Source organism: Methylobacterium sp. E-041, assembly GCF_022829665.1.
Taxonomy (GTDB): domain Bacteria; phylum Pseudomonadota; class Alphaproteobacteria; order Rhizobiales; family Beijerinckiaceae; genus Methylobacterium.
The window spans coordinates 1-22,451 of record NZ_JAKSYQ010000076.1; the positions used below are offsets into that span (position 1 = coordinate 1).

Here is a 22,451-nt window from a genome sequence, read left to right on the forward strand (position 1 = left end):
TGAGCGCCTACAATTTTGGCCGCCGCCTGAAGACCCTGCGGGGTCTCACGCCCTACGAGGCCATCTGCAAAGCATGGTCCGCCGAGCCCGGTCGCTTCAGGTCAAACCCGCTCCACCAAATGCCGGGACCAAACATCTAGCAGGCTGCTGCAGAAGTCGCATTGTTGCGATTGCGAGGAGGATTTTCGTCGTTTGGATGGGTGTGTCTGCTCGGCGAGCCGTCGCTCGACCGCCCCGGCGGCGGTCGGGGGCGATCTGCCCCAGGATCAAGCCGCAGGTGATGCCAACAGCTTGGGCAGGCGCACGAGGTTGTAGGCGGCCGCCGCGAAGGTGAACAGCGCTTCGACCTTGGCTTTCCCGCGTAGCTTGACCTTCCTCAACCCGGCCTGTGCCTTGATCCAGCCGAACGCTTCCTCGATCCGCTTGCGGCAACGCAGGCTGATCGCATAGCCGGCATGGCGGGTCGTGCGGCCATCGACGGCGGTCTTGCGGACCTTGCCGGTCTTCGACACCGCCCCGTTGATCGCGATGTGCGGCGTCACCTGCCGCGCCCGCAGGTCGCCGACGAAAGCCTCCACATCGAACAGCTTGTCAGCGCCCAACGTGATCCGGTGCCGGCGCGGGCGGCGGTCGAGCATGAGCAGGGCCGCCTCGCGCTCGGCCGTGCCGGTGGCGTAGGTGAGGCTGGCATCCACCACCAGGCCGTTGCGGTTCTCCATCAGCGCGTGGCCGAGGTAGCACAGCCGGCTCTCCTGGCCGTCCGCCTTGCGGTAGAGCCGGGCATCCGGGTCGGTGGTCGAGGCATGCGTCGCGTTCGAGCGCTTCTCCTTGCGGAAGTCGCGCTCGCCGTTGCGGCCCAGTCCCGGGGGCTCGCTCGAGCCGTCCTTGGGCCGGAAGCTCTTCATCGAGGCCCAGGCCTCGATCATCGTGCCGTCCACCGAGAAGTGGTCGCTCGACAACAGGCGCTTGACCGGCTTGAGCGCCAGCAGCCCCGCCAGGAAGGCGTGCGCCACCTCCGTCTCCAGCAGGCGGTCGCGGTTGTGCGTGAACGCCGTCGGGTGCCAGACGGCGGCATCGATCTCCAGCCCGACAAACCAGCGGAACAGCAGATTGTAATCGATCTGCTCCATCAGCATCCGCTCGGAACGCACCGAGAAGAACGCCTGCAACAGCGTCGCCCGCAGAAGCGTCTCCGGCGGGATCGAGGGCCGCCCCATCTGGGAATACAGCACCTCGAAGCGCCCGTTCAGTCCGGCCAGGACCTCGTCGGCCAAAGCCCGGATCGGCCGCAGCGGGTGATCGGCCGGCACACGCTCGTCCAGACGCACGTAGCTGAACAGGTTGGCCGAAGCCGCCTCGCGCCCGCGCATCCCGACACTCCCCCTCGCTCAGGCAGAGTGAATCATCTCCAATGCCGCAACGCCACCGACTTCTGCAGCAGCCTGCTAGCGGCGATGTCCTCGGACGGATCGGCGGCGAGCACGACGAAATCGGCGCGGCGACCCGCTTCCAGGCGGCCGCGGTCGGCGAGGCCGAGGAGGTCGGCCGCCCGCGCCGTCGCGATGGTCAGGGCTTCCATTGGCGTGAACCCGGCCTGCACCATCAGCGCCAGCTCGCGGTGCTCGGCCACGCCGGGAACGCGCTCGGGAGCCGCGCCGCTGTCGGTCCCGAACCCGATCCAGACGCCGGCGGTCTGGAGCGCCTTGAGGTTCGCGAGGTTCGTGGCCAGCGAGGCGCGCGCGGCCTGCGCCTTGGCGCTCGCGCGGGTGTCGCGCTGCCAGGCGGGGTCGTCGAACCGCGCCTTGAGGTCGGGCGCGAGCGCCGTCCGGACGAAGGGCGTTTGCGCCCAGGCCGGCGCGTCGGCGTAGGCGAAGGTCGCCTCGTCGAGGGCCAGGGTCGGGATGTACCAGGTGTCGTGCGCCTTCAGCAGCGCGACGAAGTCCGGGTCGACCGGCTTGTCGCGGACGCCGTGCGCCAGCACGTCGACCCCGGCCCGGACCACGGCCCGCGCGTCCTCGAGATCGTGGACGTGGGCCGCGACCCGCAGGCAGAGGCGATGGGCCTCGTCGATCACCGCCGCGTAGACGGAAGGCTGCATCTTGGCCGGCACGGAGCCGCCGAAATCGTCGAGCCAGAGCTTCACCATGTCGGTGCCGCGCGCCTTCATCGCGCGGACCGCGTCGCGGCCCTCGTCGGCGTTCGCCGGGCGGAAGAGCTGATCCGGGCTGACGCGCACCATTGCCTGCGGCGGGCCGCCGTCGGGCACCCCGATGCCGCGGTCGACGCCGAACAGGTCGGCGCCGGGGATGAGACCCGCATGCGCCTCGGCACGGATCTCGGGCATGATCGCGTCGTTGAGCCCGAGCGCCATGATCGTGGTGACGCCCCGGGCGGTGTAGGCTTCGAGCTGGGCGAGGATGGTCTCGCGCGTGTAGTTCCGGGCGCCGACGTCGACGCCCCTTACGATGCCGACGTGAGAGTGATCGGAGATCAGTCCCGGCATGATCGTGTGCCCGGGCCGTTCGCGGATCTCGGCGTCGGACGGCACCGCGACCGCCATGCGCGGCCCCGCCGCGACGATGCGGTCGCCGTCGACGACCAGCACCGCATCCGCGACCGGCTCGGCCGACAGGCCGTCGATCAGCCGGATGCCGGTGAAGGCGAGCGGCTTGGCGGCGGCCCCGCCGATGCAGGACAGGCTCGTGGCGACGGCCAGGGCCGACAGCAGCGCGTTCCGACGCATCGCACTCTCCTCCCGGATCGCCGACGGGACTTCGCCGGTCGCTCCTTCTGGCGTGCGACCTGGGACCCCGCGCGGTTCTCGAGCGCCGATCTGACGGCGTTTCGTCCGGTTTGTCGAGGCGATCCGGGCGTGCGGTGCTGCCCGGCGCTTCGATCCGCCTCGGACCGACGCACGGGCGTGCCGGGATGGATCGTCTGCCGGGGGCGCCCTCAGGCGAAGAAGCGGTTGCCCGGGCGCGGCAGGCCGAGATGGTCTCGCAGGGTCGTCCCCTCGTAGTCCCGGCGGAACAGGTCGCGGCGCTGCAGTTCCGGCACCAGCCGGTCGACCACGTCGTCGAGGCCTTCCGGCACGAAGGGGAACATCACGTTGAAGCCGTCGCAGGCCCGGCCGTCGAGCCACTCCTCCATCCGGTCGGCGACCTGTGCCGCGGTCCCGACCATCTGAAGGCCGCCGTAGCCGCCGACCTTGCGCGCCAGCTCCCGCACCGTCGCGCCGGTCCTGCGGGCGTAGTCGACGATCTGTGCCTGCCCGCTCTTGCTCGCGTTGGTCTCGGGGATCTCGGGCAGCGGCGCGTCGAGGGCGAAGCCCGAGGCGTCGACGCCGAGGCGCACCGAGAGGTTGGCGAGCCCGCTGTCGGGATGGACGAGCTCGTCGAGCCGCGCCTTCTTGGCCCTGGCCTCGTCCTCGGTCCCGCCCAGCACCACGAAGGCGCCGGGCAGGATCTTGAGGTGGTCCGGGTCTCGGCCGAGCGCCGGCATGCGTCCCTTCACGTCGGCGTAGAACGACTGGCCCGCCTCCAGGGTGGAGCTCGACCCGAACACCACCTCGGCGGTCTCGGCGGCGATCTGCCGTCCGGCTTCGGAGGCGCCGGCCTGCACGATCACCGGCCAGCCCTGCACCGGCCGGGCGACGTTGAGGGGGCCCTTCACCTTCAGGAACGCGCCGCGGTGATCGAGGACGTGCATCCTGTCGGGGTCGAAGAACAGCCCGCTCCCGGGGTCCATGCGGAAGGCGTCGTCGGCGAACGAGTCCCAGAGGCCGGTCACCACGTCGAAGAACTCGCGGGCGCGGGCGTAGCGGGTGGCGTGCTCGACATGCGCGTCGCGGCCGAAGTTGTGCGCCTCGTCGGGATTGCCCGAGGTGACGAGGTTCCAGCCGGCGCGGCCCTTCGAGATGTGGTCGAGCGAGGCGAACTTGCGGGCGACGTGGTAGGGCTCGTTGTAGGTCGTCGAGGCGGTGGCGATCAGCCCGATGCGCTCGGTGACCATGGCGAGCGCCGGCAGCAGGGTTAGCGGATCGAACGAGGTCACGGTGGCCGAGCGGCGCAAGGCCGCCGGCGGCATGTTCATCACCGCGAGATGGTCGGCCATGAAGAAGGCGTCGAACTTCGCCGCCTCCAGCCGGCGGGCGAAGTGGACGAGATGCTCGAGGTTGAAGTTGGCGTCCGGGTACCCGCCGGGATAGCGCCACCAGGCGGTATGGATGCCGAGCGGGCGCATGAACGCCCCGAGATGCAGGCGTCGGTCCCGGCTCATCGTCCCTCCTTCGTGCCGCTGCCCGAGCCGGACGGCGCCGCCGGGCCGAAGCCCGCGGGCGGACGCGTGCCGAGATGCGCGCGCAGCGTGCGGCCCTCGTACTCCGTCCGGACGAGGCCGCGCCGGCGCAGCTCCGGCAGGACCAGCTCGATGAAGTCGTCGAGGCCGCCGGGCAGGGTCGCGGGCATGATGTTGAAGCCGTCGGCGCCGCCGGCGCGGAAGCGGGCCTCCATCTCGTCGGCGACCTGCATGGGCATGCCGACGATCTGCGAGTGGCCCCGCGCCCCGGCGATCCGCAGGTAGAGCTGGCGCAGGGTCAGCCCCTCCCGGCGGGCGAGGTCGAACATCAGCTGCTGGCGCGACTTGGCGCCCTCGGCCTCCGGCAGCTCCGGCACCGGGCCGTCGGGATCGAACCCGGAGAGGTCGAAGCCGCCGACCATCCGCTCGAGCAGGGCGAGGCCCACCACCGGGTCGATCAGGTCCTGCAGCGCCTCGAACTTGGCCCGCGCCTCCGCCTCGCTGCGCCCGACGACGGGAAACAGGCCCGGCATGACCTTGAGGTCGCCGGGCTCGCGGCCGAACCGCGGCAGGCGCGCCTTGAGGTCGCCGGCGAACTCGACCGCTTCCGCGAGCGTCTGGTTGGCGGTGAACACGACCTCGGCGGTGCGGGCCGCCAGATCCTTGCCCGGCCCCGACGAGCCCGCCTGCACCACCACCGGCTGGCCCTGCGGCGTGCGCGCGATGTTGAGCGGTCCGCGCACCTCGAAATGCGTGCCGCGATGGTTCAGCGGGCGGAAGCCGTCCGGCTTCGAGAACTGGCCGCTGGCGCGATCGATGACGACGGCGCCGTCGTCCCAGGTGTTCCACAGGCCCAGCACCACGTCGACGAACTCCTCGGCCCGGGCGTAGCGGTCGCCGTGGCGGGCGATGCCGGCCTCGCCGAAATTGGCGGCCTCGGCGTCGGTCGTGGAGGTCACGAGGTTCCAGCCGGCCCGGCCGCCGCTGAGGTGGTCGAGCGAGGCGAAGCGCCGGGCGACGTTGTAGGGCTCGTTGAAGCTGGTCGAGGTGGTCGCGACGAGCCCGATCCGGCTGGTGACGGCGGCCAGCGCCGACAGCAGCGTCACCGGCTCGAAATGCGCCGAGCGCGCGGTCCGCTCGCTCGAGCGCAGGTTCGAGTCGCGGATGCCGGAGCCGTCCTCGAGGAAGACGAGGTCGAACTTCGCCGCCTCGGCCCGCTGCGCCCAGCCGACATAGCGCTCGAGGTTGAGGCCGCCGTCGGCCTCGCTCGACGGGTGGCGCCAGCCCGCCACGTGGTGGCCGGTGGCGTAGAAGAACGCGCCGAGGCGCATCGTGTCCTGTCTCAAGGTGTCCCGCCCCGCCGGCCGATGGTGAATGTCGCGCTGGGCCTCTCGGGTGCCCGCATTGCAGAACGCGCCGCGACCTGCGCCGTTTCAGCGCTCGCGGCGCCGGGCCTCAAGGATGCTTGTGGATCGGATCGATCCAGTGGACGGTCTCGGGCCGCTCCACCGGCTCGACCTCCGGGATGTTGACCACCACCGCCTCGTTGTCGGAGCGCACGAGCACGCATTGCAGCGTCTCGTCGGGCGAGGCGTTGATCTCCTGATGCGGCACGTAGGGCGGAACGAAGATGAAGTCGCCGGGGCCCGCTTCGGCGACGTATTCGAGCCGGTCGCCCCAGCGCATCCGGGCGCGCCCCGACAGCACGAAGATCACGCTCTCCAGCGCGCCGTGATGGTGCACCCCGGTCTTGGCGTCGGGCTCGATCGCCACGGTGCCGGCCCAGATCTTCTGCGCGCCGACGCGGGCATGGTTGATCGCCGCCTGCCGGAACATGCCCGGCGTCTGCGCCGTGTTGGCGTCGAGCCTGTCGCCGGGGATCACCCGGACGCCGTCGTGCTTCCAGCGCTCGGCGCCCGGACCCGGCTCGGCCTGGGCGTGCGGGTGGTCGTGCGGGTCGTCGTGGTGATCGTGCATCGCTCGAATCCTGCTCGTCGGCCGATCAGCGTAACGCAGCCGGTTGTGGGAATCCCGTGTCGAAGATCGCCTCGGCCCGCGGCGCGCGCGCCTTCGGGATCAGGCCTGCGCGCACGTAGAGGTCGATGTTGGCCTGCTCGTCGGCGATCACGGCCTCGTCGATCGGGACGTTGCGGTACTGCGCCCGGCCGAACCAGCGCAGCGGCACCGCCTCCAGCAGGCCGATGAGCTTCGACCAGACCTTCGCGTAGGGGGCGGGGTCGGCGAGCGCCCAGGCCCGGGCCCGCGCGAGCCGCTCCCCGAAATCGGCGAGCAGCGCACGCTTGCCCTTCAGCGCGGCGTCGCTCGCCACGGCGAAGCTGAGGCCTGGCGTGATGCCGTTGCCGTCGCGCACGACACGGACCAGGCCCGCGAGCTCGGCGGTGGAGGTGTAGGGCTCCCAGGTCGCCCAGGCGTCGACGCTGCCCGAGGCCAGGGCGATCTTGGCGTCGGCCGGCGGCAGGAAGCTCAGGGTGACGGCATCGGCCGGCAGCCCGGCCTCCTCCAGGGCCGCGAGCACCACCTGATGCCCGATCGAGCCGCGGTTCGTCGCGATGCGCCTGCCCTTGAGGTCGGCGACCGTGCGGATCGGCGAATCCGCCGCCGCCAGGATCGCGAGCCCGTCCTGGCGGTTCCGGAAGGCGAGGAAGGCCTTGACCGGAACGCCCGCGGCGGCGGCGAAGGTGAAGGGCGCGTCGCCGACGCCGCCGGCATCGATCGCGCCGGCGTTCAGGGCCTCGAGCAACGGGGCGGCGGCCGGGAACTCGCTCCAGGCCAGCCGGTAGGGCAGCCCGTCGAGGACGCCGGCGGCCTCCATCAGCGCGCGTGCGTTGCCGCGCTGGTCGCCGACCCGGAGGACGTCCTCGGCCCGGGCGGGGACCAGGGCAACGAGGAGCGCGAGAACCGTCAGAAGCGCGCGCATCAGGCGGCGTCCGCGGTGGCGGAGCGGTTGGCGAGCTGCGCGCGGAAGGCCGGCAGCAGGTCGCGACCGTAGCCGATCGCATCCTCCAGCGGATCGAAGCCGCGGATCAGGAAGGTGCGCACGCCGAGGTCGTGATAGTCGAGCAGCGCCTCGGCGACCTGATCGGGCGTGCCGACGAGCGCGGTGGAATTGCCGGCCGCGCCGGTCTCGGCGGCGATCGCCGTGTAGAGGCGCTTGTCCAGGCGGGTGCCGCTCGCGGCCGCCGCGAGGAGCCTTCGCGCGCCCTCGTTCTGCGGGGTCGCCGCGGGGCCGAGGCCCCTGGCCGCGCGCACGGCCCTGGTCCTGGCGAGGATCGCCTCGGCCCGCGCCCAGGCCGCCGCCTCCGTGTCGGCGAGGATCGGCCGGAACGACAGGCTGAAGCGCGGATTCCGGCCGTAGGGGGCCGCCGCGGCGCGGACGCGGGCGATGAGGTCGCGGACCTGATCCAGCGTCTCGCCCCAGAGGGCGTAGGTGTCGGCATGGCGCCCGGCCACGTCGAGCGCCGCCGGCGAGGCGCCGCCGAAGAACACCGGGATGCCGTCGGCCCGCACCGGCTTCACCTCCGAGAACCCCTGCTCGACTTGGTAGAAGCTGCCGGAATAGTCGAACGGCGTTTCCGCGGTCCAGGACAGGCGCGCGACGTCGAGGAATTCCCGCGTCCTGGCGTAGCGCTCGTCCTTGCTCAGGTGATCGCCGTCGCGTGCCAGGTCCCGATCGTCGCCGCCGCTGATCGCGTGGATGGCGATGCGGCCGCCGGTGAGCTGGTCGAGCGTCGCGAATTGCCGGGCGGCCACCGTCGGCGCGGTGAAGCCGGTGCGATGGGCGATCATCAGCCCGATCCGTCGCGCCACCGCCGCGATCCGGGACGCGATCAGCAGGGCGTCCGGCGCCGTCGAGTAGGCGGCGACGAGGATGCGGTCGAAGCCGCCGGCCTCGTGCGCCTGAGCGAGGCGGTCGAGGTAGTCCCGGTCGATCGCCGGACCCTCCGCCGGATGGATCTCGGAGGTCAGGCGAGGAGCCGCGAAGCCGATGAACTCGACGGCATCGGGCGGGAGATGGCTCATGGGACTCTCCTGATCGCTCGGGCGTTCGAAGGCCGGGGTGCCGCGCGCCGCGATGGCGCGTGCAGCCGCCCGAAGCGGTCGACCCGAGCGAGGACGCGCGTCCGACGCCTGCCGGACGGGACCGGGAAGGGCTGCGAAAAATCCGCCCGGCCTCGCCCGAAGTCAACGAGAGGGAATTTTTAATGCAGACGGCGAGCCAGAAAGACGATCTCCGATCTGGGGCCGCTGGCGAACTATATTCTACTCTTCAAAAGGCTCCTGACCTTCTGTCCTTCGTCCGATCCCGCGACATCATCGGCAACATCGGGAGCGGCACCGAACCCTCGCCGTCTCGCGAACGGATGCGTGAACTCGATGCCGTCATCGATCGACGCGCGCCTTCCTACTGAAGCGCGCCGAGGGCAACCCCTACGCCAACGTACGGGCGACGACGCAGGCGCTCGCGCACGACCCGCACATCGAGCGCCTCTCGATGCCGCTGCAATCGGAGGCGGTCGCCGGCTTCATCCGCGAGCGCGACCGCGGCTCGGTGATCCCGGGTCCGCCAGCATCGTCCGCATCGGCCGGCAGGCAAATCATCCGGTAGGGCGCCGCGGACCATCGCGGCGCATGCTGCGCAACGGCGTCGTCCGCTCGATGCCGGGGGCATGCACGGCAGTACCGGTCAGCGCCGTCACCGCCGCCTGGTCCGCAGGGCCAAACCCAGCGCGCCCGGCCAGAACACGAGGCTCAGGGCGATGACGGGCCAGAGGTTGCGCCCCTTCCAGGCCGCGATCCCAGCCGGCAGGAGCAGGATGGGGATGGCGGCCGCGAGGAAGAGCCAGAACTGGAGGTCGCTCATGGCTTCTTCAGGCAGGTCGCGACCGGTCGGGCGTTCTTGGCGGGCTTGGACTGCAGGTCCATGCATCCGACGGTGGCGATGCCGTCGGTGATCGTGACCGAGGGAAGCACCGCGTAGCCTTGGCAATAGGCGCCGATCAGGATCTCGTCGCGCCGGCACAGCACGTCCTGCCGCACCAGGCCGTCGAGGGCGGGGCCGACGGGACCGGGCTCGCCGCGCTCGCCCCTGTCGCCGGTCGCGCCGCGCTGCCCGGTCGCGCCGGTGAGGCCCGCGTCCCCTCGGGGGCCGGGCGGGCCGGTGTCGCCCTTCGGCCCGGCCGGGCCGGCGGGGCCGGGCTTCGGATCCTGGCAGCCGCCGAGGGCGAGCAGGATGCAGGCACCGAGGAAGGACAGCCGCATCCGGCCGACCTCATCACCGATGGGCCGACGTCGCGGACGCACGGTCGGCGAGAGCGGGATCAAGGCGGCGCGCCGGAGGACCGGATTAGGATCGGCCGTGCTTGCACGAATTCCGGAAGGCCTTGCGCGCCTTGCCGTGCAGGCCCTGCTTGTCGGCCTGCATCGAGCATTCCTTCGATCGCGCGGTGCGATCCGCCTTCGGGGCCGCGGGCTTGCTCCCCGGTGCCGTGGGATTGGCCGCCGGTGCGGTGGCCGCCGACCCCGGCACCGCGCCGGGCGCGTTCGCCGTGCCCTGCGCACGTGCGGGGGCGACGAGGAGAAGGCTGCTGGCGACCAGCGAGGCGGCGAGACCGAGCTTCATGATGGTACGCTCCCGTGAGGCGGCTGAAACGGATCCGCCCAGCCCGGCGTTCCGCCCCACACGGATCGTTGATCGACGCGTTTGCGCGGGTTCTGCGACTTCGGTCCGATTCGAACGCCGTTCGGTCATTCTTCGGCAACCTGTCTGCCGCACCATGCCTTGACTGCCTCGGCAGCCAGCAGATCTGCCCGATCCGCTGCGGCGGCCCTGCCTGCCCCCTCGGGCAGGGTCGCCTCCCCGGGCCTGGCGCGACGCTTGGGCCGGCCCTTCCGTCCGGATCGTCTATCACGGCTCCGAGACTTCGGGGACGGCGTCCTCCCCGTCCTCCGTGCCGTCGCGGCCGGCCTCGGGCGGGGCTTCCTCCATCTCGGTGGTCTGCAGCCAGGTCATCAGGCGCTGCAGGCTGTCGAGGGACGGTTCCTCGGGGCGAGCGGTGGCGAGCGCCGCGCGGACTTCGCGCAGAAACGCCTCGGCATCGTCATCGGACATTGCGGCTCAACACGGTTGATGCCATTCCCGGTCGCTCATCGGAGTCGATGACGGAGCCCGGCAGCGGTTGGCCGGGGGCTCGTCGCCCGTTGCGCCGAACGCCGTGGACACCGGGTTCGGACCTGTGCGGGGACGGAACGCGACGCCCAGGCGCCGCGGATCCCATGGGGTCAGGACGTCGACCACTCGCGCTTGACCTCCTCGGCCGGCCGGTCGAGGCGGACGGTGTCGCCCTCGACCGCCTGGACGAAATCGACCGGGATGTAGTGGTGCAGGCCCCCGGCGGCCGCGTCCTTCTTCGTCAGCTTGATCTCGCCCTTGTCGACGTGATCGACCGTGCCGACGTGGGCTCCGTCCGAGCCGACGACCTCGGCGTGTTCCTTGATCTGCGCGACGTCGACCATGCGTTTTCTCCCATAATACGGCTGTCTCAACGGGATGCGCCGCGTCGATGTTCCTCGTTCACGCTCCCGGCACAGGCCGTCGATCGGGCATGAGCTGTCGATCGGGCCGTCCTGACGCGGGCGGGCTCCGGCGGAACTGTCCCGGGCGGATGCGGTTGCGCTCATCACAGGCCTACGGACGGGGTGAGGTTCATCGTGCGCGACTGCAAGCGACCGTCACGCCGGAGCCTGCTGCGATCCGGGGGCGGCGTCGTCGCCGGCACGCTGCTCGGGATGACGGCCGCCGCGGGTGCGGAGAGCGAGGCGGGAGGGTCGGCTGTGACGGAGACGGGCCGGCGCGCGAAGTCCCTCGACACCGACTACTTCAAGGGCATGTACGCCACCGAGGCCGATCCCTGGCAGTTCGCCTCGAGCGCCTACGAGCGTGCCAAGTACCAGGCGACGCTCGCCGCCCTGCCCCGGCCCCGCTACGCGTCCGCCCTCGATGTCGGCTGCTCGATCGGGGTGTTCACGCACCAGCTCTGCCAGCGCTGCGATGCCGTGGTCGGGCTCGACGTGGTTCCCTCCGTGATCGAGGCGGCCCGCGCCCGCTGCGCCGATTGCGCGAATGCGCGCTTCCAGCTCGCCGCCGTTCCGGGGCAATGGCCCGACGGGCGGTTCGACCTAATCGTGATCTCGGAGGTGGCCTACTACCTCGACCGGGCCGATCTCGCGCGTCTCGTCGCACGGGTGGAGAACGCGGTGCTGCCCGAGGCCGACATCGTGCTGGTGCACTGGCTCGGCGTCACCCACTACCCGCTTTCCGGCGACGACGCGGCCGAAGGCTTCATCGCCGGTGCGAAGGGCTTCGCGCGGGTGCTGGCGCAGTCGCGAACCGCCGAGTACCGGCTCGACGTGCTGCGCGCGACCAAGCCGGGTGCCGCCTCGACGCCGTGATCGCGCCTCGGGGGCGGTGAGCGGCCTCGGCCGGCCTCGCGTCGCACGCATCGGCTTCGGGATGGAGCAGCCTCATCGCATCGGCGTCCGGTCCCTGCGCCGGGCCAGCCCGTCCGCGACGACGAAGAGCAGCAGGCCGGCCAGCATCAAGAGGAAGCCCGCGAGCGACTGGAGCGGTCGCGAGGCGACCAGGTGGACCAGCATGAACAGCGTGACGCCGAGGAAGATCAGCGGCGTGACCGGATAGCCCCAGGCGCGGACCGGCCGCGGCAGGTCGGGCCGGGTGACGCGAAGCCTGATCACGCCGAGGACGGTGAGGAACGAGCACAGGATCAGGCTGAACTGGATGAACTCCAGCACCGCCTCGAAGCTGCGGGTGAGGAGCAGCAGGCTCGCGACGACGGCCTGCAGCAGGGTCGCGGCCACGGGCACGCCGGTGCGGGCGCGCCGCGCGAACACGCGCAGCAAGGGCGCGTCCTCGCCCATCGCCACGGTGACGCTCGGCCCGATCCACATCATGGCGCTGATCGTCGGGATCAGGCCGAGGCAGATCAGGATGCCGACGAGCCGCCCGCCCGCCTCGCCGAACACGTGGCGCCCGCTGATCAGGGCGACCTCGATCTGCCCGGCGAGCTCCGCGGTCGGTGTCGTGTAGAGGAACACGGCGTTCAGCGCGACGTAGAGCACGAGCACGACGCCCGTCCCGACGAACAGCGCCCGCGGCAGGCTGCGCGGCGGATCGGCCAGATCCCCGACGATGTAGGTCGCCGCGTTCCAGCCCGTGTAGGCGTACATCACGAAGACGAGGCTCACCGCGAAGCTCGCGCTGAAGATCTGGCCCGGGTCGGCGGCGCTCGGCGCGAAGTCGGTCGACCCGCCCCCGCCGCCGGCGAAGCCCGCGACGATGAAGAGCACGATCAGCGCGAGCTTCAGCAGCGTGAAGCCGACCTGGATCGCATCGCCGTGGCGGCCCCCGACCAGGCGGATGGCGGTCACCCCCCAGACGACCGCGAGGCCGAGGGGCAAGGGCGGGGTCCCCGGCAGGATCGCCTGCGCATACTGGCCGAACGCCATCGCCGCGAGCGCCACCGGCGCGGCGAACCCGACCGTCGCGGAGAGCCAGCCGGCCATGAAGCCGAAGGCGGGGCCGTAGGCGCGGGTGAGGAAGTTGTACTCGCCGCTGGAGCGGGGAAACATCGCCGCCAGCTCGGCGTAGCTGAACGCCCCGCACAGAGCGACGACGCCGCCGACGAACCACAGCAGCAGCAGCGTGAAGCCGGACGTGATGTCCGTGACCTGGAAGCCGAGGCTGGTGAAGACGCCGACCCCGACCATGTCGGCGATCACGATCGACGTCGCCGCCCGGGTCGAGACGAGCGGCGCCGTTCGCGCCGCGGGCGGATCACCGATGTCGGACATGGCCGCGATCATCGCCGCGCCGACCCGCGCGATCAAGCGCGAGGGCTCGGGCCCCGCGACGGCGCGGTTCCGCCCGGAGAGGGGCAGGCACCGGCCTCGGCGGATGCGGACACCGATCGGCAGGCACCCGCCGCGCGACATCGGGACACGGGCGGTCCGCAACCTCACGGTGACGATACGGTAGCGCCGAGCCGTCGATCCGTGTTGAAAGGTTGCGGAAACGCGGGGGCGGAAGCGTCGGCATGAGCCTTCGGACGTGAGCGCGATCCCCGATCGCGCCGACGCCGCCGGATGCGGGGATGCGCCGCGCCGGCGGTTGCCGCTCGGCGAGCTCGGGCGGACGATTCAGGGTCTGCGGGCGGGCGAGCGGCTCGTCCTCGTCGGCATCGGGTGCGACGGCGTCGGCGCCGCCCTCGACGCGGCGGGCGCGGCGGAGCGGGGCGTGCTGTTCCTCGAAGCCGATGCGGCGCGGACGGCCGAGGCCGTGCTCGATCGCCTGCTCGACGACTTCGCCGACCTCGCCCTTTCCCGGTGGCCCGACTGGCACGGCCTCGACGCGGCTGCCGATGCCGCGCCCGACGACCTGCGCGTGTCCCGCCCCTGGCTCAGGGCGGCGGCCAAGCGCGCGGGCGCCGGCGCCCCGCCGCGGTTCCGGCATCTCGATCGGGGTTTCGAGCTCGCCCAGCTGCTTCGGACGATCGATCCGGCGGGCGTCGCGCTCGTCGCGGAGGTCGATCCGTCGAGCCCGGTGCGCGCGGCCGCGCTGATCGAGGCGCTGGAGCGGTGCGCCGCCTGCGGCGCCGCCTTGGTCGTCGCGCTGCCGGCGGCCCCGCCCCCGATGCCGCCCTTCGACCGGGTTCTCTACGGTGCGTACGAGGTTCTGCGCGAGCCGGTCGCCGCCGCGGTGCGCTTCATCCCGGCCCGCTCCCGCGCCCACCCTGCCAGTGCCGTGGAGCGGCGGATGGAGGACGCGCTGGCGCGCGACGCCGACCTTGCCGGCCTGTTCGAGGGCAACGCCCGCGTGCTGCTCGGCGGCGGCCGGTTCGTGCCCCGGGTCGACCTGCTGTGGGAGGCGGGCGGCGTCGTGGTCGAGCTCGACGGACCCGAGCACCGCGCCGCGGCGGCTTTCGACGCCGACCGCCACCGGGACTACGAACTCCTGGTCGCCGGCTATCTCGTGCTGCGCCTCACCAACGCGCAGGTGGAGGCCGATCCGGGCCTGGCGATCGAGAAGATCCGCGCCGTCGTGCGGCGCGCGCGAGCGCTGAAGGGGTTTCGATGAGCGAGCCGACGCCGACGCAGAGCCTGGTTCTCTGGTGCCTCCTGGGGCGCTGCGGCCGTGCCGCGCAAGGCACGCTGGTGCCGGCGGTGAGGAAGCCGGACCGGGAGGCCCTGGCCGCCGCGGGCCTGATCGCCGTCGAGAAGGCCGGCCGGTCGTTCGTCCTCTCGGTGACGGATCGGGGCTGGCACTGGGCCGGGCGGAACCTGCAGGCGCCGCTGCCGCCGAACCTGCGCGTCCTTCGGGATTGGCTCGGGCGCATCGATCGCCACCTCGCCGCGACCGGGCAGACGCTGGCGGACCTGGTCGGCTCCCCGCCGGAAACTGCGCCCGAACCCGCTCCCGAGACCAAGGCGGCTCCGAAGCGCCGGGCGGCGGCCCCGCGAAAGGCCGCGCCGAAGGCGGGAAGGCCCCTCGGCCCGCGCCAGCTGCGCGCGCGCATCGAGGCCGCCTATCTCGACCTCACCGGTGGCGCCCGCGCCGAGGCCGTTCGGCTCAGCGACCTGCGCGCGGCGCTCGCCGACCTCGACCGCGCCACGGTGGATTCGGGCCTTGCCGCCATCCTCCGGAAGGACGCGACCGCCCGCCTCAGCCAGTTCAGCGACCCGAAGGCCCTCACGCCGGCCGAGCACGCCGCCGCCTACAGCCCGGCCGGCGAACCCTTCCACATCCTCTGGATCCGGTGACCGCCCGATGAGCGACGCCCTCGACGCCCTGCGCCGTGTCGATTTCGACTGGGTCCGCACCCTCGACAGCATCTGGATCGACGCGCCGCCGACCGGCGCCCCCAACGAGGCCCTGGTGCCGGCGCTGGTCGCGGACCTCCGCGCCGAGGCGCGCACCCCCGACCAGCGGGCCAAGGGACGCGCCCTCGTCGGCCAGCCCGGCATCGGCAAGACCCATCCCGTCGGGCAGCTGCGCCGCGAGGTCTGGCGGCAGGGCGGCTGGTTCGTCCCCCTCGACGTGCTCGGCCTGACCGATTTCTGGCGCAGCGCGGCGCTCAGCTTCGTCACGGCCCTGCTCCAGGCGATGCCGGACGGGCGCCGCCAGTCGGACGCCGTGCTGGCGGGCGTCGCCCGCCGGTTCAAGGTCGAGGCCCAGGTCGAGGCCGCGTTCAACACTCCCAACATGGACGCGCGCCGCATCGTCGACGTGCTGGTCAGGGCCCTGATGAGCGTCGACGCGGCGCGGGCGCTGAAGCACCTCGATGTCTTCCGCGCCCTGTGCCTGCTGCGCTCCCAGGATTTCAGCGCCGTCGGCCTCGCGCATGCGTGGCTTCAGGGCTACGACGCCGACCCGGGCGAGCGGGCCGCGCTGGGCTTCAAGACGCCGCCGCCGGCCCCGATCGACCTTGTGCGCGGCATGTGCTGGATCATGGCGCTGAGCGGGCCGACGCTCATCGCCATCGACCAGATCGACGGCGTGATCGAGGCGAGCCGGCTCGCGGCCACGGACGACCTCGACGGGGCGGCGGGCCTCGCCGAGGTGCTCGGCGCCGGCCTTCTCGAGCTCCACACCGTCTGCGACCGCAGCATGACCGTGGTGACCTGCCTCCCGGAATCCTGGGCCCGCCTCGGCGAGCGGACCACGGGGGCGACGCGGCACCGCTTCACGGACGACATCTACCTCCGCGGGATGAGCGATCGCACGGCCGCCGCCGCGCTGATCGTCGGGCGCATGCGCCCGGCCTGCCTCGAGGCCGGCTTCACGCCGCCCTTCCCGTCCTGGCCCTACAGCGAGGCCGCGATCGCGGCGGCAGCCGAGGCCGGGATGATGCCGCGCACGATCCTGATGCGGTGCGACGCCTTCCGCCGCGCCTGCCTGGCGGAGGGGCGGGTCTCCCTCTGCGACGACCTTACGGGGCGGATCGAGAAAGTGGATCGGGACACGTCCGAGACGCTCTTCGACCTCGCCGGCGCGAAGGCGAGAGCCGAGATCGGCGACCTCCTCGACGGGGAGGACGACGCCCTCGCCGAGGTGCTGCGCGCGGCCTTCGACCTCTACGCGCTGGAGGACGACCCGGACAACGCCCTCGACGTGGCGAGCAAGGGCGAGCCGGAGCAGAGGATCCCGCCGCTGCACGGCCGCCTCACGCTGACCCACCGGGACGAGAACGACCGCGAGCGGCACGTCTGCTACCGCGCGCTGCTGCACCAGAACGCCATCGCCTTCCAGGCTCGGCTGCGGGCGGCGCTCACCGCCTCGGGCATCTCGGCCCGCATGCCCGGGCGGGAGTTGCTGATCGTCCGGCGCGGGCCGGTGCCGGGCGGCGCCAAGACCAAGCAGCTGGTTGACCTGTTCACTGCGGCCAACGGCGTGCTGATCGACCCGGACGAGGACGACCTGCGCACCTTCGTCGCGTTGCGCGACCTGCGGGATGCGGCGTCGGCGGAGGGGCGGCTCGACCGCTTCGAGGCCTGGCTCCGGGCCGGGCGCTTCGTGCGCGCGACCGCCCTCTTCCAGCGGGCCGGCCTCGGCGAGCCGGATGCCGGCCCGCGCCGCTCCCCGGCGTCCGCGGTGGAGGCCCCCCCCGGCATGCCGCGCGAGACCGCATCGGCGGGGGCGGGTCACGCGCCGCTGAGGCTACGCCCCGACCGCGGCGAGGACCGCCCGCGTCCGAACGGGGAGGCGAATGCGGCGCCGTCCAAGATCCCGATCGGTCATCGCATGAGCGCGGGCGGCGAGCCCGTGACCCTGCCGATCCGGCTGCTGCCGCGCCACACCGCGATCATCGCCGGCTCGGGCTCGGGCAAGACCGTGCTGCTGCGCCGCCTCGTCGAGGAGGCGGCGCTGGCCGGCATTCCGGCCATCGTGATCGATCCCAACAACGACCTGTCGCGCCTCGGCGAAGCCTGGCCCGAGCGGCCGGGCCGGTTCACCGCAGACGACGACGCCAAGGCCCGCGTCTACCGGGCCCGGGTCGAGGTCGTGGTCTGGACGCCGGGGGTGCATGCCGGCAACCCGGTGTTCCTGTCGGCGATGCCGGATTTTCGCGGCCTCGGCGACGACCGCGACGAGCGCCAGCAGGCCGTCGAGATGGCCGCCGAGACGCTGGGGCCGCTCGCCGGCGCGAAGAAGGAGCTGCAACGCGGCGTCCTCGCCGACGCGCTCCGCCTGTTCGCGGCCGACGGCGGCGGCGACCTCGCGGCCTTCACCGCGCTCCTGGCCGATCTGCCCGACGACGTGAGCCGCATCCGCGAGGCCGGCAAGCTCGCCGCCGGCATGGCCGACCAGCTCCACGCCGCGGTGGCGACGAACCCGCTGCTGAAGGCCGAGGGCGCGGCACTCGATCCCGCGATCCTGTTCTTCGGCGGCGACCGCACCCGCATCTCCGTGATCAACCTCGCCGGCCTCGGATCGGACGCGGCCCGGGAGGATTTCGTCAACCGGCTGCAGATGGCCCTGTTCGGCTGGGTCAAGCGCAACCCGTCGCCGCGCGGCCTGCTCTACGTGGTGGACGAGGCGCAGACCTTCCTGCCCGCGCAGCGGCAGGCGCTGAGCCTCGGCAGCGGCATCAAGCTGGTGGCGCAGGCGCGCAAGTACGGGCTCGGCATGATCGTGGCGACGCAGGTGCCGCGCGGCATCCACAATCAGGTGGTCTCGAACTGCACGACGCAGGTCTTCGGTCGGCAGAGCGCGCCCGCGACCATCGCGGCGGCCCAGGAGATCCTGGCCGCCAGCGGCGGGACGGCGGCGGATATCGGCAAGCTCGGAGCGGGCGAGTTCTACTTCTCCACCGAGGGCTCCGGCCGCCCGGTCAAGCTGCGGACGCCGCTGTGCCTGAGCCACCACCCGGCGAACCCGCCGACGCCCGAGCAGGTCGTCGACATCGCCAGGCGCTCGGCCGCCGGCCCCGCGACGCCGCGGTGACGCGCCGATGCCCGGCCGGCGCCGCGCGAGGGTCCGTCCTCCGCGCTCAGCCGACGTCGAACGTCTCGATGTCCAGCGAGAGACGGGCCCGGAAGACGACCTTCCGGTGCTCGTCGCGGACCACAGCGAGGTAGTCCTGGCGCTCGGGGACGGCCGCGAAGCCCTGCGCGATCTTCGACATGATCCGGACGAGCTTCTCGCGCGCGGCATCCGCATCGGGCAGATCGAAGCCTTCGGTGTCGCGCACGAAGTGCGCGCCGTCATGCAGGTCGATGGTGAAGCGCGGCATTGCGGGACATATCCGTGGGATTTTATCCCACAGATACGGCATCCGCTCTTCCGTGGGAATGATCGTTCGGTCGCAGGTGACGCCGATCAGGACCTCCGGTGATGGATGCCTGCTGCGAGAACCGAATGCGTGTGATGAGCGGGAAACTATCAGGGGGATGGACGGGTGAACAGGCGCGACGATTGATCTCGCGATCACGAAGCGGCGCGTTCGTAACGCCCCGACAGAACCCGCGGGCCGCTGCAGCCGGATGATCGCGGCGTTCCCGCTCGCGGCCCCGCGGCGGTTGCACCGTGCCGGCCGCCCCGCGATGGTGCTCCGGAACGCCCGGACCGGACCTTGCCCCATGGATACCCTCTCGCTCGTCCTCGACGCGTTCTCGCCGATCGCGGGGCGCCGCATCGTCGATATCGGGTGCGGCCCCGGGGCGATGTCGGCTGCGCTGGCCGGCCACGGCGCGCGGGTGACGGGGATCGACCCCGGCGAAGCGGCGGTCGCGGCGGCCCGGCGCCGGGCGCCGGACTGCGCCTTCGAGATCTGCTCCGCCGAGGCCCTGCCGTTCTCCGACGGGACCTTCGGCGGCGCGGTCATCCTCAACGCCCTGCACCACGTTCCCGACCCGCGCGCGGCGCTGGACGAGGCGGCCCGGGTCGTCGCACCGGGCGGCCGGATCGTCGTGGTCGAGCCGCTGGCCGAGGGCAGCTTCTTCTCGGCGCTCAAGCCGGTCGAGGACGAGACCGCGATCCGCGCCGCGGCGCAGGGCGCCATCGCCGCAGCGATCGCGGCCGGGGCGTTCCTCTGCCTGTCCGACACGAGGTTCGTGCGCCGCGAGGCCTTCGCCGACCGCGACGCCTTCCTCGAGCGCGTGGCGGCGGTCGATCCGGCGCGGCGTGCCGCGATCCGCGACAACGCGTCGGCGATCGCCGACGCCTTCGCGGCCGCCGCCGAGACGGATGCGGGCGGGCGCCACGTCCTGTCGCAGCCGCTGCGCGCGCACGTCCTCGTGGCGGCGACCACGTCCTGAGCCTTACGCGTGCGCCTTGGCCAGCCGGTCGAAGGCCAGGAGCTCGGACACGAGCGCCGGCATGTCCCGCAGCGCCACCATGTTGGGGCCGTCGGAGGGGGCGCGATCGGGATCGGGGTGGGTCTCGATGAAGACACCCGCGACGCCGACCGCGACGGCGGCCCGCGCCAGCACGGCGACGAAGCGGCGCTCGCCGCCCGAGCTTCCTCCCTGCCCGCCCGGCTGCTGCACCGAGTGGGTCGCATCGAACACCACCGGCGCGCCGCCCGTCACCGCGGCCATGATCGGCAGGCTGCGCATGTCGGAGACCAGGGTGTTGTAGCCGAACGAGGCGCCGCGTTCGGTGACGATCACGTTCGGGTTGCCGGCCCCGGTGACCTTGGCGGCCACGTGCTGCATGTCCCAGGGTGCGAGGAACTGGCCCTTCTTCACGTTGACCACGCGGCCGGTGGCGGCGGCGGCCAGCAGCAGGTCGGTCTGCCGGCACAGGAAGGCCGGGATCTGGAGCACGTCGACCACCTCGGCCGCCGGCCCGCACTGCCCGGCATCGTGCACATCGGTGAGCACCGGCAGGCCGTAGCGCGCCTTGATCTCGGCGAAGATCGGCAGCGCGCCGGACAACCCGATGCCGCGGGCGGCGCCGCCCGAGGTGCGGTTCGCCTTGTCGAACGAGGCCTTGAACACCAGGGCGATCCCGAGGGACTCCGCCATCTCCTTCAGCGCGGCCGCGATCTCGAGCGCGTGGTCGCGGCTCTCGAGCTGGCACGGGCCGGCGATCAGCGCCAGCGGCAGGTGGTTGCCGAAGGCGACCGTGCCGGCGCGGACGGTCCTGGGCGTTGGGCTGTCGGTGGAATCGGGCATGGCCGGAGGCTTAGCCCGCCGGAGCCTCCCGCGAAAGTCCGGCCTTGCGGCGCAGGGCGGGCGGCCGGTTCGGCACCAGCACGCAGACGGTGAGGTCGCCGGCCAGCGCGTCGGCCCGCGGCCCGGTCTCGCAGCGCAGGGCCGCCTTGCCGGCGACGCCCTGGCGCGGTGCGTCGGCCAGCAGCGAATCCTGGTGGACCTGCCGTGCCAGCACCTCGGCGGTCTCGGCGTCCGCGCCGGCGAGCGCACGCGCCGCCCGGCCGATCAGCTCGTAGAAGCCGCGCTCCGGCTCGCGGTCTCGGGAGGCGAACACCATCCGCGCCGGCGCCCGGCAATCGAGGCTCATGCGCTCGGCATCGGTCGCGCGGAACACCGCGCGCGTGCCGGCGCGGCCGGCGAGCGAGGCGCCGGTGGCGCGGATCATCGCGGCGGTCAGCCCGTCGCAGGACGCGACGCGCGCGGCGCGCGGCGCGGCGCAGGCCGGCAGCGTCGCCGCCAGGACGAGGAAGCCGGCCGCCCGGAGCAGGCCGCTCATTCCTGCGGCGCCGCGCGCACCGCCCGCTCCGATTCGAGCGCGGCGAGCAGGATGCAGAGCGCGATCCCTTCTGCCGCCTCCCGGACCTCGGACAGGCTCGGATAGGACGGCGCCAGCCGCAGCGCCGCGTCGCGGGGGTCGCGGCCGTAGGGGAAGGTCGCGCCGGCCGGCGTCAGGCCGATGCCGGCGCCCTTGGCCAGCTCGACGATGCGCTCGGCGGTGCCGACGCCGGCGTCCACGCTGACGAAGTAGCCGCCCTCGGGCCGGCTCCAGGCCACGTCCGTCCCGGTCAGGTGCCGCGCGAGCGCCTCGGTGACGGCGGAGAACTTCGGGGCGAGGAGCTCGCGCTGGCGCTCCATGTGGGCGGTGAGCCCCGCCGCGTCGCGCAGGAAGCGGACGTGCCGGAGCTGGTTCAGCTTGTCCGGGCCGATCGTGCGCTTGCCCGCCCGCGCGAGGTACCAGCGCACGTTGTCGGGGGAGCCGGCGAAGAAGGCCAGCCCCGCGCCGGCGAGCGTGATCTTCGAGGTCGAGGCGAAGATGAAGGCGCGGTCCGGATGCCCGGCCGCCCGGCAGGCTTCCAGGATGTCGGGGATCGCGTGGTGCTCGGGCGTGAGGTGGTGGACGGCGTAGGCGTTGTCCCAGAACAGGCGGAAGTCCGGGGCGCCGGCCTTCATCGCGGCGAGCCGCCGGACGGTCTCCTCCGAATAGATCTCGCCGGACGGGTTCGAGTATTTCGGGACGCACCACATCCCCTTCACCGCCGGGTCGGCGACGAGGGCCTCGACCACCTCCATGTCCGGCCCGTCCGGCGTCATCGGCACCGGCAGCATGCGGATGCCGAATTCCTCGCACAGGGCGAAGTGGCGGTCGTAGCCCGGCACCGGGCAGAGGAAGGCCGGCGCCTCCTCGCGCGACCACGGGCGCTCCGAGCCCGGCACGCCCTTCAGCATCGCCCAGACGATGCAGTCGTGCATCACGGCGAGGCTCGCGTTCTCGGCCACCACCACCTGCTCCGCGGGCACGCCGAGCAGCGCCGGCCCGAACAGCGCGCGCGCCTCCGCCAGGCCCTGCAGGCCGCCGTAGTTGCGGGCATCCTCCCCCGACGCCGTGGTGTGGTCGCCGTTGCCGGGCAGCGCCAGCATGCCCGACGCGAGGTCGAGCTGCTCGGGCGAGGGCTTGCCCCGGGTCATGTCGAGCTTGAGCCCGCGGGCGCGGAACGCCTCGTAGGCGCCCTGCGCCTGCGCGTAGCGCGCGGCCAGTTCGGCGGGGGACAGATCTGCGAGTGCGGTCATCGGGAAGGCGCCGGGTTATTCGGATGTCGGGCGTGTCATAGGCCGATCCGTGTGCGAGCGCACGCGAAAGGCGCGTCGGCGACGCGGTCGAACCCCGACCGGGCTTTCCAGGTGCC

23 protein-coding genes and 1 pseudogene are annotated in these 22,451 nt (G+C 72.7%); 7 read left to right on the top strand and 17 right to left on the bottom strand.

Going from position 1 to position 22,451, the window contains the following annotated elements:
* A pseudogene (locus tag MKK70_RS06895) lies at positions 1-140 on the top strand (IS481 family transposase); the annotation flags it as partial.
* A 126-nt stretch (positions 141-266) separates the two neighbouring features.
* Here the strand turns inward: MKK70_RS06895 and MKK70_RS06900 are convergent.
* The 7 genes from MKK70_RS06900 to MKK70_RS06930 all read right to left on the bottom strand — a co-directional run bounded on the left by MKK70_RS06900 (position 267) and on the right by MKK70_RS06930 (position 8,337).
* The gene (locus MKK70_RS06900; protein WP_243946515.1) at positions 267-1,370 is read right to left on the bottom strand and encodes an IS5 family transposase; all 1,104 of its coding nucleotides are present in this window, start codon (positions 1,368-1,370) and stop codon (positions 267-269) included.
* A gap of 32 nt (positions 1,371-1,402) precedes the next feature.
* Positions 1,403-2,743, bottom strand: a complete 1,341-nt coding sequence (locus tag MKK70_RS06905; protein ID WP_243946516.1) for an amidohydrolase family protein — start codon at positions 2,741-2,743, stop codon at positions 1,403-1,405.
* Positions 2,744-2,952: 209 nt separating this feature from the next.
* Positions 2,953-4,278 (bottom strand): LLM class flavin-dependent oxidoreductase, encoded by a 1,326-nt coding sequence (locus tag MKK70_RS06910; protein ID WP_243946518.1) that lies wholly within the window; start codon positions 4,276-4,278, stop codon positions 2,953-2,955.
* A complete protein-coding gene (locus MKK70_RS06915) occupies positions 4,275-5,642 on the bottom strand; it encodes an LLM class flavin-dependent oxidoreductase (RefSeq protein ID WP_243946520.1) in 1,368 nt (455 codons plus the stop codon). The genes MKK70_RS06910 and MKK70_RS06915 overlap by 4 nt, the downstream gene beginning before the upstream one ends.
* A gap of 109 nt (positions 5,643-5,751) precedes the next feature.
* Entirely contained in the window at positions 5,752-6,273 is a 522-nt protein-coding gene (locus MKK70_RS06920; RefSeq protein ID WP_147726206.1) for a cupin domain-containing protein, read from the bottom strand.
* A 25-nt stretch (positions 6,274-6,298) separates the two neighbouring features.
* Positions 6,299-7,234, bottom strand: coding sequence for an ABC transporter substrate-binding protein (locus MKK70_RS06925; RefSeq protein ID WP_243946522.1), 936 nt, complete (start codon positions 7,232-7,234; stop codon positions 6,299-6,301).
* Positions 7,234-8,337, bottom strand: coding sequence for an LLM class flavin-dependent oxidoreductase (locus MKK70_RS06930; RefSeq protein ID WP_243946524.1), 1,104 nt, complete (start codon positions 8,335-8,337; stop codon positions 7,234-7,236). Before MKK70_RS06930 ends, MKK70_RS06925 begins: the two co-directional genes overlap by 1 nt.
* Before the next feature lie 59 nt (positions 8,338-8,396).
* Between MKK70_RS06930 and MKK70_RS06935 the strand changes: the two genes are divergently transcribed.
* Positions 8,397-8,726 carry a hypothetical protein gene (locus tag MKK70_RS06935; RefSeq protein WP_243946526.1) on the top strand — a complete coding sequence of 110 codons (330 nt, stop codon included), beginning with the start codon at positions 8,397-8,399 and terminating at the stop codon, positions 8,724-8,726.
* Positions 8,727-9,010: 284 nt separating this feature from the next.
* On the opposite strand, the gene MKK70_RS06940 is transcribed toward MKK70_RS06935, so the two are convergent.
* From MKK70_RS06940 to MKK70_RS06960, 5 genes are all read right to left on the bottom strand, one after another.
* Complete coding sequence (locus MKK70_RS06940; RefSeq protein ID WP_243946528.1) at positions 9,011-9,178, bottom strand: hypothetical protein; 168 nt, start codon at positions 9,176-9,178, stop codon at positions 9,011-9,013.
* Positions 9,175-9,576, bottom strand: coding sequence for a hypothetical protein (locus MKK70_RS30555; RefSeq protein WP_279603553.1), 402 nt, complete (start codon positions 9,574-9,576; stop codon positions 9,175-9,177). Before MKK70_RS30555 ends, MKK70_RS06940 begins: the two co-directional genes overlap by 4 nt.
* Positions 9,577-9,661: 85 nt before the next feature.
* Complete coding sequence (locus MKK70_RS06950; protein ID WP_147728969.1) at positions 9,662-9,937, bottom strand: PsiF family protein; 276 nt, start codon at positions 9,935-9,937, stop codon at positions 9,662-9,664.
* 285 nt (positions 9,938-10,222) lie between these two features.
* Positions 10,223-10,426, bottom strand: coding sequence for a hypothetical protein (locus MKK70_RS06955; protein ID WP_243946530.1), 204 nt, complete (start codon positions 10,424-10,426; stop codon positions 10,223-10,225).
* Positions 10,427-10,596: 170 nt separating this feature from the next.
* Positions 10,597-10,830 carry a DUF2171 domain-containing protein gene (locus tag MKK70_RS06960; RefSeq protein WP_243933815.1) on the bottom strand — a complete coding sequence of 78 codons (234 nt, stop codon included), beginning with the start codon at positions 10,828-10,830 and terminating at the stop codon, positions 10,597-10,599.
* Positions 10,831-11,103: 273 nt separating this feature from the next.
* Between MKK70_RS06960 and MKK70_RS06965 the strand changes: the two genes are divergently transcribed.
* Complete coding sequence (locus MKK70_RS06965) at positions 11,104-11,766, top strand: SAM-dependent methyltransferase (RefSeq protein ID WP_243946705.1); 663 nt, start codon at positions 11,104-11,106, stop codon at positions 11,764-11,766.
* Positions 11,767-11,838: 72 nt separating this feature from the next.
* On the opposite strand, the gene MKK70_RS06970 is transcribed toward MKK70_RS06965, so the two are convergent.
* On the bottom strand, positions 11,839-13,185 hold the full coding sequence (locus tag MKK70_RS06970) for an APC family permease (RefSeq protein WP_243946532.1): 1,347 nt from the start codon (positions 13,183-13,185) through the stop codon (positions 11,839-11,841).
* Positions 13,186-13,441: 256 nt separating this feature from the next.
* On the opposite strand from MKK70_RS06970, the gene MKK70_RS06975 reads away from it, so the two are divergent.
* Genes MKK70_RS06975 through MKK70_RS06985 form a run of 3 tightly spaced genes read left to right on the top strand, consistent with a single transcriptional unit; the run spans position 13,442 to position 18,334 of the window.
* Positions 13,442-14,467 (top strand): DUF559 domain-containing protein, encoded by a 1,026-nt coding sequence (locus MKK70_RS06975; protein ID WP_243946534.1) that lies wholly within the window; start codon positions 13,442-13,444, stop codon positions 14,465-14,467.
* Entirely contained in the window at positions 14,464-15,150 is a 687-nt protein-coding gene (locus MKK70_RS06980; RefSeq protein ID WP_147729365.1) for a hypothetical protein, read from the top strand. The genes MKK70_RS06975 and MKK70_RS06980 overlap by 4 nt, the downstream gene beginning before the upstream one ends.
* Positions 15,151-15,157: 7 nt before the next feature.
* A complete protein-coding gene (locus MKK70_RS06985) occupies positions 15,158-18,334 on the top strand; it encodes an ATP-binding protein (protein WP_243946536.1) in 3,177 nt (1,058 codons plus the stop codon).
* 46 nt (positions 18,335-18,380) lie between these two features.
* Here MKK70_RS06985 and MKK70_RS06990 read toward each other — a convergent pair whose 3' ends face one another.
* Complete coding sequence (locus MKK70_RS06990) at positions 18,381-18,623, bottom strand: DUF6894 family protein (protein WP_147729487.1); 243 nt, start codon at positions 18,621-18,623, stop codon at positions 18,381-18,383.
* A 346-nt stretch (positions 18,624-18,969) separates the two neighbouring features.
* Here MKK70_RS06990 and MKK70_RS06995 point away from each other — a divergent pair, with 346 nt between their 5' ends.
* Positions 18,970-19,647: a class I SAM-dependent methyltransferase gene (locus MKK70_RS06995; protein WP_243935833.1), complete on the top strand. Its 678-nt coding sequence runs from the start codon at positions 18,970-18,972 to the stop codon at positions 19,645-19,647.
* A 3-nt stretch (positions 19,648-19,650) separates the two neighbouring features.
* On the opposite strand, the gene kdsA is transcribed toward MKK70_RS06995, so the two are convergent.
* Genes kdsA through MKK70_RS07010 form a run of 3 tightly spaced genes read right to left on the bottom strand, consistent with a single transcriptional unit; the run spans position 19,651 to position 22,335 of the window.
* Positions 19,651-20,508, bottom strand: a complete 858-nt coding sequence (kdsA, locus tag MKK70_RS07000; RefSeq protein WP_243935832.1) for a 3-deoxy-8-phosphooctulonate synthase — start codon at positions 20,506-20,508, stop codon at positions 19,651-19,653.
* Positions 20,509-20,518: 10 nt separating this feature from the next.
* Entirely contained in the window at positions 20,519-21,043 is a 525-nt protein-coding gene (locus MKK70_RS07005; protein WP_243933823.1) for a hypothetical protein, read from the bottom strand.
* Entirely contained in the window at positions 21,040-22,335 is a 1,296-nt protein-coding gene (locus MKK70_RS07010; protein WP_243946538.1) for an aminotransferase class I/II-fold pyridoxal phosphate-dependent enzyme, read from the bottom strand. The genes MKK70_RS07005 and MKK70_RS07010 overlap by 4 nt, the downstream gene beginning before the upstream one ends.
* Positions 22,336-22,451: the final 116 nt, after the last annotated feature.

Coding starts and splice junctions, on each gene's coding strand:
- MKK70_RS07010 (WP_243946538.1), bottom strand. CDS start 22,335: ATGACCGCACTCGCAGATCTGTCCCCCGCCGAACTGGCCGCGCGCTAC.
- MKK70_RS06970 (WP_243946532.1), bottom strand. CDS start 13,185: ATGTCCGACATCGGTGATCCGCCCGCGGCGCGAACGGCGCCGCTCGTC.
- MKK70_RS06910 (WP_243946518.1), bottom strand. CDS start 4,278: ATGAGCCGGGACCGACGCCTGCATCTCGGGGCGTTCATGCGCCCGCTC.
- MKK70_RS06980 (WP_147729365.1), top strand. CDS start 14,464: ATGAGCGAGCCGACGCCGACGCAGAGCCTGGTTCTCTGGTGCCTCCTG.
- MKK70_RS06960 (WP_243933815.1), bottom strand. CDS start 10,830: ATGGTCGACGTCGCGCAGATCAAGGAACACGCCGAGGTCGTCGGCTCG.
- MKK70_RS30555 (WP_279603553.1), bottom strand. CDS start 9,576: ATGCGGCTGTCCTTCCTCGGTGCCTGCATCCTGCTCGCCCTCGGCGGC.
- MKK70_RS06900 (WP_243946515.1), bottom strand. CDS start 1,370: ATGCGCGGGCGCGAGGCGGCTTCGGCCAACCTGTTCAGCTACGTGCGT.
- MKK70_RS06920 (WP_147726206.1), bottom strand. CDS start 6,273: ATGCACGATCACCACGACGACCCGCACGACCACCCGCACGCCCAGGCC.
- MKK70_RS06965 (WP_243946705.1), top strand. CDS start 11,104: ATGACGGCCGCCGCGGGTGCGGAGAGCGAGGCGGGAGGGTCGGCTGTG.
- MKK70_RS06990 (WP_147729487.1), bottom strand. CDS start 18,623: ATGCCGCGCTTCACCATCGACCTGCATGACGGCGCGCACTTCGTGCGC.
- MKK70_RS06955 (WP_243946530.1), bottom strand. CDS start 10,426: ATGTCCGATGACGATGCCGAGGCGTTTCTGCGCGAAGTCCGCGCGGCG.
- MKK70_RS06950 (WP_147728969.1), bottom strand. CDS start 9,937: ATGAAGCTCGGTCTCGCCGCCTCGCTGGTCGCCAGCAGCCTTCTCCTC.
- kdsA (WP_243935832.1), bottom strand. CDS start 20,508: ATGCCCGATTCCACCGACAGCCCAACGCCCAGGACCGTCCGCGCCGGC.
- MKK70_RS06985 (WP_243946536.1), top strand. CDS start 15,158: ATGAGCGACGCCCTCGACGCCCTGCGCCGTGTCGATTTCGACTGGGTC.
- MKK70_RS06930 (WP_243946524.1), bottom strand. CDS start 8,337: ATGAGCCATCTCCCGCCCGATGCCGTCGAGTTCATCGGCTTCGCGGCT.
- MKK70_RS06925 (WP_243946522.1), bottom strand. CDS start 7,234: ATGCGCGCGCTTCTGACGGTTCTCGCGCTCCTCGTTGCCCTGGTCCCC.
- MKK70_RS07005 (WP_243933823.1), bottom strand. CDS start 21,043: ATGAGCGGCCTGCTCCGGGCGGCCGGCTTCCTCGTCCTGGCGGCGACG.
- MKK70_RS06905 (WP_243946516.1), bottom strand. CDS start 2,743: ATGCGTCGGAACGCGCTGCTGTCGGCCCTGGCCGTCGCCACGAGCCTG.
- MKK70_RS06995 (WP_243935833.1), top strand. CDS start 18,970: ATGGATACCCTCTCGCTCGTCCTCGACGCGTTCTCGCCGATCGCGGGG.
- MKK70_RS06940 (WP_243946528.1), bottom strand. CDS start 9,178: ATGAGCGACCTCCAGTTCTGGCTCTTCCTCGCGGCCGCCATCCCCATC.